General features: G+C 70.8%; 7 protein-coding genes and 1 riboswitch. Of the genes, 1 reads left to right on the top strand and 6 read right to left on the bottom strand.

From position 1 onward, the window contains the following. Window positions 1–64 precede the first annotated feature (64 nt). The 6 genes from CCN37_RS35710 to CCN37_RS35735 all read right to left on the bottom strand — a co-directional run bounded on the left by CCN37_RS35710 (window position 65) and on the right by CCN37_RS35735 (window position 5,628). Window positions 65–991 carry an RluA family pseudouridine synthase gene (locus CCN37_RS35710; protein WP_086829558.1) on the bottom strand — a complete coding sequence of 309 codons (927 nt, stop codon included), beginning with the start codon at window positions 989–991 and terminating at the stop codon, window positions 65–67. Next, entirely contained in the window at window positions 988–1,563 is a 576-nt protein-coding gene (gene lspA / locus CCN37_RS35715) for a signal peptidase II (protein WP_246843510.1), read from the bottom strand. The genes CCN37_RS35710 and lspA overlap by 4 nt, the downstream gene beginning before the upstream one ends. A gap of 17 nt (window positions 1,564–1,580) precedes the next feature. Continuing rightward, window positions 1,581–2,924, bottom strand: a complete 1,344-nt coding sequence (locus CCN37_RS35720) for an aminotransferase class V-fold PLP-dependent enzyme (RefSeq protein ID WP_086829560.1) — start codon at window positions 2,922–2,924, stop codon at window positions 1,581–1,583. Window positions 2,925–2,961: 37 nt separating this feature from the next. Next, a riboswitch (SAM riboswitch) is annotated at window positions 2,962–3,076 on the bottom strand. A gap of 105 nt (window positions 3,077–3,181) precedes the next feature. Next, complete coding sequence (locus CCN37_RS35725; protein ID WP_371505571.1) at window positions 3,182–4,678, bottom strand: potassium/proton antiporter; 1,497 nt, start codon at window positions 4,676–4,678, stop codon at window positions 3,182–3,184. 90 nt (window positions 4,679–4,768) lie between these two features. Next, on the bottom strand, window positions 4,769–5,044 hold the full coding sequence (locus CCN37_RS35730; RefSeq protein ID WP_086829564.1) for a DUF167 domain-containing protein: 276 nt from the start codon (window positions 5,042–5,044) through the stop codon (window positions 4,769–4,771). Then, window positions 5,041–5,628, bottom strand: a complete 588-nt coding sequence (locus CCN37_RS35735) for a TetR/AcrR family transcriptional regulator (protein ID WP_246843511.1) — start codon at window positions 5,626–5,628, stop codon at window positions 5,041–5,043. The genes CCN37_RS35730 and CCN37_RS35735 overlap by 4 nt, the downstream gene beginning before the upstream one ends. Before the next feature lie 67 nt (window positions 5,629–5,695). Here CCN37_RS35735 and CCN37_RS35740 point away from each other — a divergent pair, with 67 nt between their 5' ends. Then, the gene (locus CCN37_RS35740; protein WP_086829566.1) at window positions 5,696–6,223 is read left to right on the top strand and encodes a hypothetical protein; all 528 of its coding nucleotides are present in this window, start codon (window positions 5,696–5,698) and stop codon (window positions 6,221–6,223) included. Window positions 6,224–6,594: the final 371 nt, after the last annotated feature.

Genomic DNA, 6,594 nt, shown 5'->3' on the forward strand with positions numbered 1-6,594 from the left:
TGTTGCGATGTGGGAGCGCTCTCCCTCACATCACGTTGCCAAACGCGAGACGACGGCGCGGGCGTCAGGATTCGGCGCGGAGGAGTTCGAGCGCGTCGGAAAGATCGGCGGGGTACTCGGAGACGAACTGCACCCACTGGCCGTCTGCGGGATGGTCGAAGCCGAGCGTGCGCGCGTGCAACCACTGCCGCGTGATGTTGAGCCGCTTCGCCAGCACCGGGTCCGCGCCGTAGGTCAGATCGCCGACGCACGGGTGCTTGAGCGCGGAGAAGTGCACGCGGATCTGGTGGGTGCGCCCGGTCTCCAGCTTCACGTCGACCAGCGACGCCGCGCGGAAGGCCTCCATCACCTCGTAGTGGGTGATCGAGTCCTTGCCGCCGTTCATCACCGCGAACTTGTAGTCGTGCTTGGGGTGCCGGTCGATCGGCGCGTCGATGGTGCCGCGCGACGGGTCGGGGTGCCCCTGCACCAGGGCGTGGTAGCCCTTGTCGACCGTGCGCTCCTTGAACGCGCGCTTGAGCACGGAGTACGCGTGCTCGCTCTTCGCGACGACCATGACGCCGGTGGTGCCCGCGTCGAGGCGGTGCACGACGCCCTGGCGCTCGGCCGCTCCGGAGGTCGCGATGCGCACCCCGGCCGCCGCGAGCCCGCCGACCACCGTGGGGCCGCTCCAGCCGGGGCTGGGGTGCACGGCGACGCCGACCGGCTTGTCGATCACGACGATGTCGTCGTCCTCGTGCAGCACGACCATGCCCTCGACCGCGATCGCCTGGATCTCGATCGGGCGCTCGGGCTCGGGCAGGGTGATCTCCAGCCAGGAGCCCGCGGTGAGCCGGTCGGACTTGCCGACGGGCTGGCCGTCGAGCAGCACGTCGCCCTTCTCGGTCAGCCCGGCGACGACCGTGCGGGACAGGCCGAGCAGCTTCGACAGGCCCGCGTCGACGCGCATGCCCTCCAGGCCGTCCGGCACCGGCAGGGTGCGTGCGCTCACGACGAGGACTCCTTCTTCTTCGAGGACTTCTTCTCGATCAGCGTGCCGTCGTACTCCCGGCCGAGCAGCGCCATCAGCACGATGAGCGCGCCACCGACGCAGATCGCCGAGTCAGCCACGTTGAACACCGGCCACACCGAGCCGTCCGGGGCGAACAGCGACAGGAAGTCGACGACGTGCCCGTGCAGGAAGCCCGGCGGGCGGAAGAGCCGGTCGCCGAGGTTGCCGAGGGCGCCGGCCAGCACGAGGCCGAGACCGGCCGCCCAGCCGCCGGAGCGCAGGCGCGGCGCGAAGTACAGGATCGCCAGCACCACCGCCGCCATGATCAGCGACAGCACCCAGGTGTAGTCGGCGCCGATGGACCACGCGGCGCCGGGGTTGCGGACCAGCACCAGGTAGAGCGCGCCGCCGAAGAGGCGCACCGGTTCCTGGCCCTCCAGGGACGCGACCGCCCAGAACTTGGTGACGATGTCCAGCGCCAACACCACCACGGCCAGCCCGGCGAACAAGCCGAGCCTGCGCGGTGGCGGCGGTGGGGTGCTCTCGGTGCTCACCGGGTCATTGTCGCTCACCCGGACATTGTCGCTGATCAGAGATCGGCCAGGAACGCCGGCAGCGGCCGGGGGTCGTTGCGCGGGGTCCAGCGGCCGTCCACGAGCTCGTACTCCCACTTCGGGCCGTCGGCGACGATCCGCCGCAGCGCGCCGACCACGCGCGAGACGTGCTCGGAGTTGTTGCCGAGGCCAAGGCTGACACGCAGCGCCCGACCGCCCTCGGAACCGCTCTCGGAGATCAACCGCTTGGTCGCGATGTGGGCGCAGAACGCGCCGTCGCGCACGCCGATGCCGTACTCCGCCGACAGGATCGCGGCGAGCAGTCCGGCGTCGTGGCCGTCGATCGTGAAGCTGACGACACCCACGCGATCCGGCGCCTGGTCCCCGAACAGGGTCAGCTCGCGGAAGCCGGGCACGGTGGCCAGACCGGCCTTGAGCTGCGTGAACAGCTTGTCCTCGTGCGCCTTCACGTCCTCCCAGCGCTGCCGCGCGAGCACTCCGCAGGCCACGGCGAGCGCGTGCACACCGACGACGTTGGGCGAGCCGGCCTCGTGCCGCTCGGGCACCTTCGACCAGCTCACGCCCAGGTGGTCGCCCCAGTCGACGACGTTGCGGGTGGCTCCGCCGCCGATCAGGTAGGGCTCGGCCTGCTGGAGCCAGTCGGAGCGGCCGACCAGCGCGCCCGCGCCGAACGGGGCGTAGAGCTTGTGCCCGGACAGCACGACGTAGTCCACCTCGGCGGCGCTGGCGTCCACCGGCCGGTGCGGCGCGAGCTGCGCGGCGTCGAGCACGGTCCGCGCGCCGTGCGAGTGCGCGCAGCGGACGAGGTCGTTGATCGGCCACACCTCGCCGGTCACGTTGGAAGCGCCGGTCAGCACCACCAGGCGCGGGCCGACCGGAGCGGACTTGAGCGCCTCGTCGAGCACGCGAACGGCCTCGGCGGGCGTCGCGGGGGTCTGCAACCGGTTCACCCGGGGGCCGCGCCACGGCAGCAGCGCCGCGTGGTGGTCGGTGTCGAAGACGAAGACGCTGGCGCCCTTGGGAACGCTGCGCGCCAACAGGTTCAGCGAGTCGGTGGTGTTGCGGGTGAAGACGACGGCGTCGGTCTGGCGGGCCCCGACGAAGCGGCGGACGGCGTGCCGGGCCTGCTCGTAGATGCGGGTGCAGACCTGGGAGGCGAAGCCCGCGCCGCGGTGCACGCTGGCGTACCAGGGCAGCAGCTCGTCGACGGCGTCGCGGACCTGCTCCAGGCACGGGGCGCTCGCGGCGTGGTCGAGGTTGGCGTAGGGCACCAGCTCGCCCGTGACCAGCGGAACCGTCAGCCGAGCGCCCACGACGGAGGGGACCGAGGAGCGGATGGGGGCGAACGCGAGCGACACTGCGACCTCCGTGAGTCCGTGGGACTCGCCGGGAGGGAGTCCGCGCTTGCTCACCGCACTTCGCGGTGAACCAGGTCCTCACCTAGAGCACCCCACCGCGGTTGGAGGGTTGCCGACCAGCAAGCTAGGGCTTGTCGCTGGCACTCATGACCTTGCACTCGAACGTAGCCGAGGACCCGCCGACGCGCCAGACCCCGTCCAGATCCTGGAACGCGACCTGCGCCACAGACCAGCAAAACCCTTGGCGCGCAAGGGAATCAGTCCCCCGACTCGCCCTTCCAGCGGGCGTAGCGGCCCGCGCGGTCGATGGCGCGGACCCGTCGCTCGGCGTCCTCGCGCACCTCCTCGGTGGCCACGATCAGCAGGTGGTCGCCCACCTGGATGCGCGTGGTCGGCTGCGGCGTGAACCCGGCCTTGCCGCGCACCACGAGGCTCACCGTCGCTCCGACCGGCAGCCTCAGTTCGGTGATGTAGACGCCGTGCAGCTTCGAGCCCTCCGGTACGCGCACCTGCAACAGCTCCGCGCCCAGCTCGTCCAGCGGCGCCGAGTCGACCTCGACCTGCTGCGGCTCACCCCGTCGCACCAGACCGAGCAGCCGCGCCATCAACGGCAGCGTGGTGCCCTGGATCAGGGTCAGCACCACGACGAGCACGAACACCACGTCGATCAGCTGCTGCGCGCCAGGGACGTCCTGGGTGACCGGGATCAGCGCGAGCACGATCGGCACCGCGCCGCGCAGCCCCGACCAGGACAGGAAGACCTGCTCCCGCCAGGGCACCCGGAACGGCAGCGCGGCGGCGAGCACCGACAGCGGCCTGGCCACCAGCACCAGCACCGCGCCGGTGATCAGCGCCGGGATGATCACGCTCGGCAGCCGCCCCGGCGAGGCGTAGAGGCCGAGCAGCACGAACAGCCCGATCTGGGAGAGCCAGCCGAGCCCTTCGACGAAGGACAGCGTGTCGCTGCGGTGCGGCAGCTTCGCGTTGCCCAGCACCAGTCCCGCGACGTAGGTGGCGAGCAGCCCCGACGCGTGCAGCTCCTGGCCGGCCGAGTACGCCAGTACGCACACCGCGACCGTCGCAAGTGGATAGAGACCGGTCGCGGGCAACGCCGCGCGGCGCAGCGCCTGGCCGCCGACCCAGCCCAGCGCGATGCCGACGACCGCGCCGACGCCGAGCTCGTAGACCACGAGCGCGGGTGTCCACCAACTGGCCGTCTCCGTGCTGGCGAGGAGTACGACCGCGATGTACACCGGCGCGTCGTTGAGACCCGACTCCAGCTCGAGGGTTCCGGAGATCCTGCGGTGCACGCCGAGTCCGCGCAGCACGCTGAACACCGCCGCCGCGTCGGTCGAGGACACCACCGCGCCCCACAGCAGAGCGGTCCGCCAGTCGAGGTCGAGCAGGTAGTGCAGCCCTGCCGCCGTGACGCCGATGCTCACCGCGACGGCCACAGTGGACATCGCGATGCCGAGGCCGAGCGCGGGTTTGACGTTGTGCCACCGCGTGGTCAGACCACCTTCGGCGAGGATCACCACCAGCGCCGCGATGCCGAGGTTCTGCGTCAGCTGGGCATCGCTGAACAGGATGCCGAAGCCCGCCTCGCCGAGCAGGAGCCCGATTCCCAGGTAGAGCAACAACGACGGCAAGCCCAGCCGCACCGAGGCTCGCACGGCGAGCACCGCGATCAGCACCACGAGTGCGCCGATCCCGAGTCCCAGCGACAGCTCCGCCACACCGCCTCCATCGCGCATCCGGTGACCTGTGCCACCATTGTCGCTGCTCGCCGCGAGAATTCGGAGCCGATGAGAGTTCGCTCTCGGGTTTCGAATGCGGTGTAACCCTCATCCGAGCAGTTCGGCCAGCCGCCGCGCGGCGTCTCGCGGGGCCGGATCGAGCGCGATCACCTTGTCCCGCCCGCGATCCCCGGCCACGATCGCGACGTCCTGTCGCCGCACACCGAAAGCCTTCGCCACAGCGCGCCGGACGGCCTCATTGGCTTTTCCCTCAACTGCCGGCGCGGCGACCGCGACGACGAGCGCCGGTCGTTCCCCCGCGTCCCACCGCCCGCCGACGGAGTCCTTGCGAGCACCCGGTTTCACCCGGACGGCGAACCTCACCCGTCCAGCCCCGCGCTCAGCACCTCGACCATCTCGTCGAGGTAAACCCTTTGCGCCGCACGGGTTTCCGGTAACACCGCAGGACTCATCCTGACCAGCTGGGCGTGTCCGAGATAGGTCGAGTACACGACCAGCGCGCGCCGCCGCGCCTTCGCCGGGGAGAAGCCGATCTCGCGGGCGATCTCGGCGATGTAGTCCACCCGCCGCTCGGTCACCCGCCGCAGCACCGGCGCGACCAGGGGGTCGTCGCCCGCGGCCAGCACCGCCAGCTCGATCGAGGCGTCCTCGTCCTCGGTGATCACCTTCGTGATCAGCAGCCGCAACCTGCGCAGCGGGTCCGGCTCGTCGCGCACGGCGGCGATCACCGCTTCGGTGTGCTCGGCCGCCCAGCGCTCCAGCGTCGCCGCGACGAGCGCGTCCCGGTTCGGGAAGTGGTGGTAGGCGCTGCCCTTGGTGGCGCCCAGCCGCACCGCGAGCGGCTCGATCGCCACCGCCCTCAGCCCGCCCTCGCCCAGCGCCAACAGGGCCGCCGCCGTCCAGTCCTGCCGCCCCAGCCGCTTCCTGGGTGCCACGTCACGCTTCACCACCACACTCCATACGCTACCGTACGGTCAGAACCATACGGTGGCGTATGGGAACGGGAGGTGGCACATGATCCACAACGTGCACGAGCGGGAACTGCCCGTCGACACGTCGGTCGCGGGCGCGCTGCTGGAGAGCCTGCTCGACCCGGAGACCACGGTCTGGCCCGTCGAGCGCTGGGAGATGATCGAGATGGACCGCCCGCTCGGCGTCGGCGCGCGCGGCGGTCACGGGCCCATCAGGTACGACTGCACCGCCCACGAGCCCGGCAGGCTGGTCGAGTTCACCTTCAGCCCGAAGCTGACGCTCAAGGGCACGCACACCCTGGAGGTCCTCCCCGGCCCCCGCCCCGGCACCTCGGTCATGCGTCACACCATCGCCGGGCGCACCGAGGGCACCATGCGCGTGCTGTGGCCGCTGGTGATCCGCTGGCTGCACGACGCGCTCCTGGAGGACCTCCTCGACCGCGCCGCCGACGCCGTGGACCACCCTCCGGCCCGCCCAGCTCGCTGGCCCCTCTGGACCCGCATCTGCTACTTCCTCTTCGAGACCAAGCCCCCGGCCAACGCCAGGCAGTCTTCAAGCCCCGACCGCTGACCACCCCACACCCTCGGGGCCCGCCCCGCGCCTTCACCACGTCCAAGCACCAAACGACCCGTTCAGCGCGTTCAACTCCCTGAACGACCCGTTTGGTGCGCCCAAGGCCCCGAACGACCCGTTCAGTGCGCTGGAGACACTGAACGGGTCGTTCAGTGCGTTCAACGGCCCCCAACGGCCCGTTCAGTGCGTTGGAGTACCCGAACGGCCCGTTCAGCGCGGTGAGTCCCTGAATGACTCCTTCGGGACGCCCAACACCCTCAATGACTCATTCGCTCCGCTCACCGTGCTGAACGACTCGTTCGGCACGGTGAACCACCTGAATGACTCGTTCAGCACGTTCAACCACATGAACGAGTCATTCAGGTGGT

The organism is Allokutzneria sp. NRRL B-24872, assembly GCF_002155965.1.
In the GTDB taxonomy this organism is placed as follows: domain Bacteria; phylum Actinomycetota; class Actinomycetes; order Mycobacteriales; family Pseudonocardiaceae; genus Allokutzneria.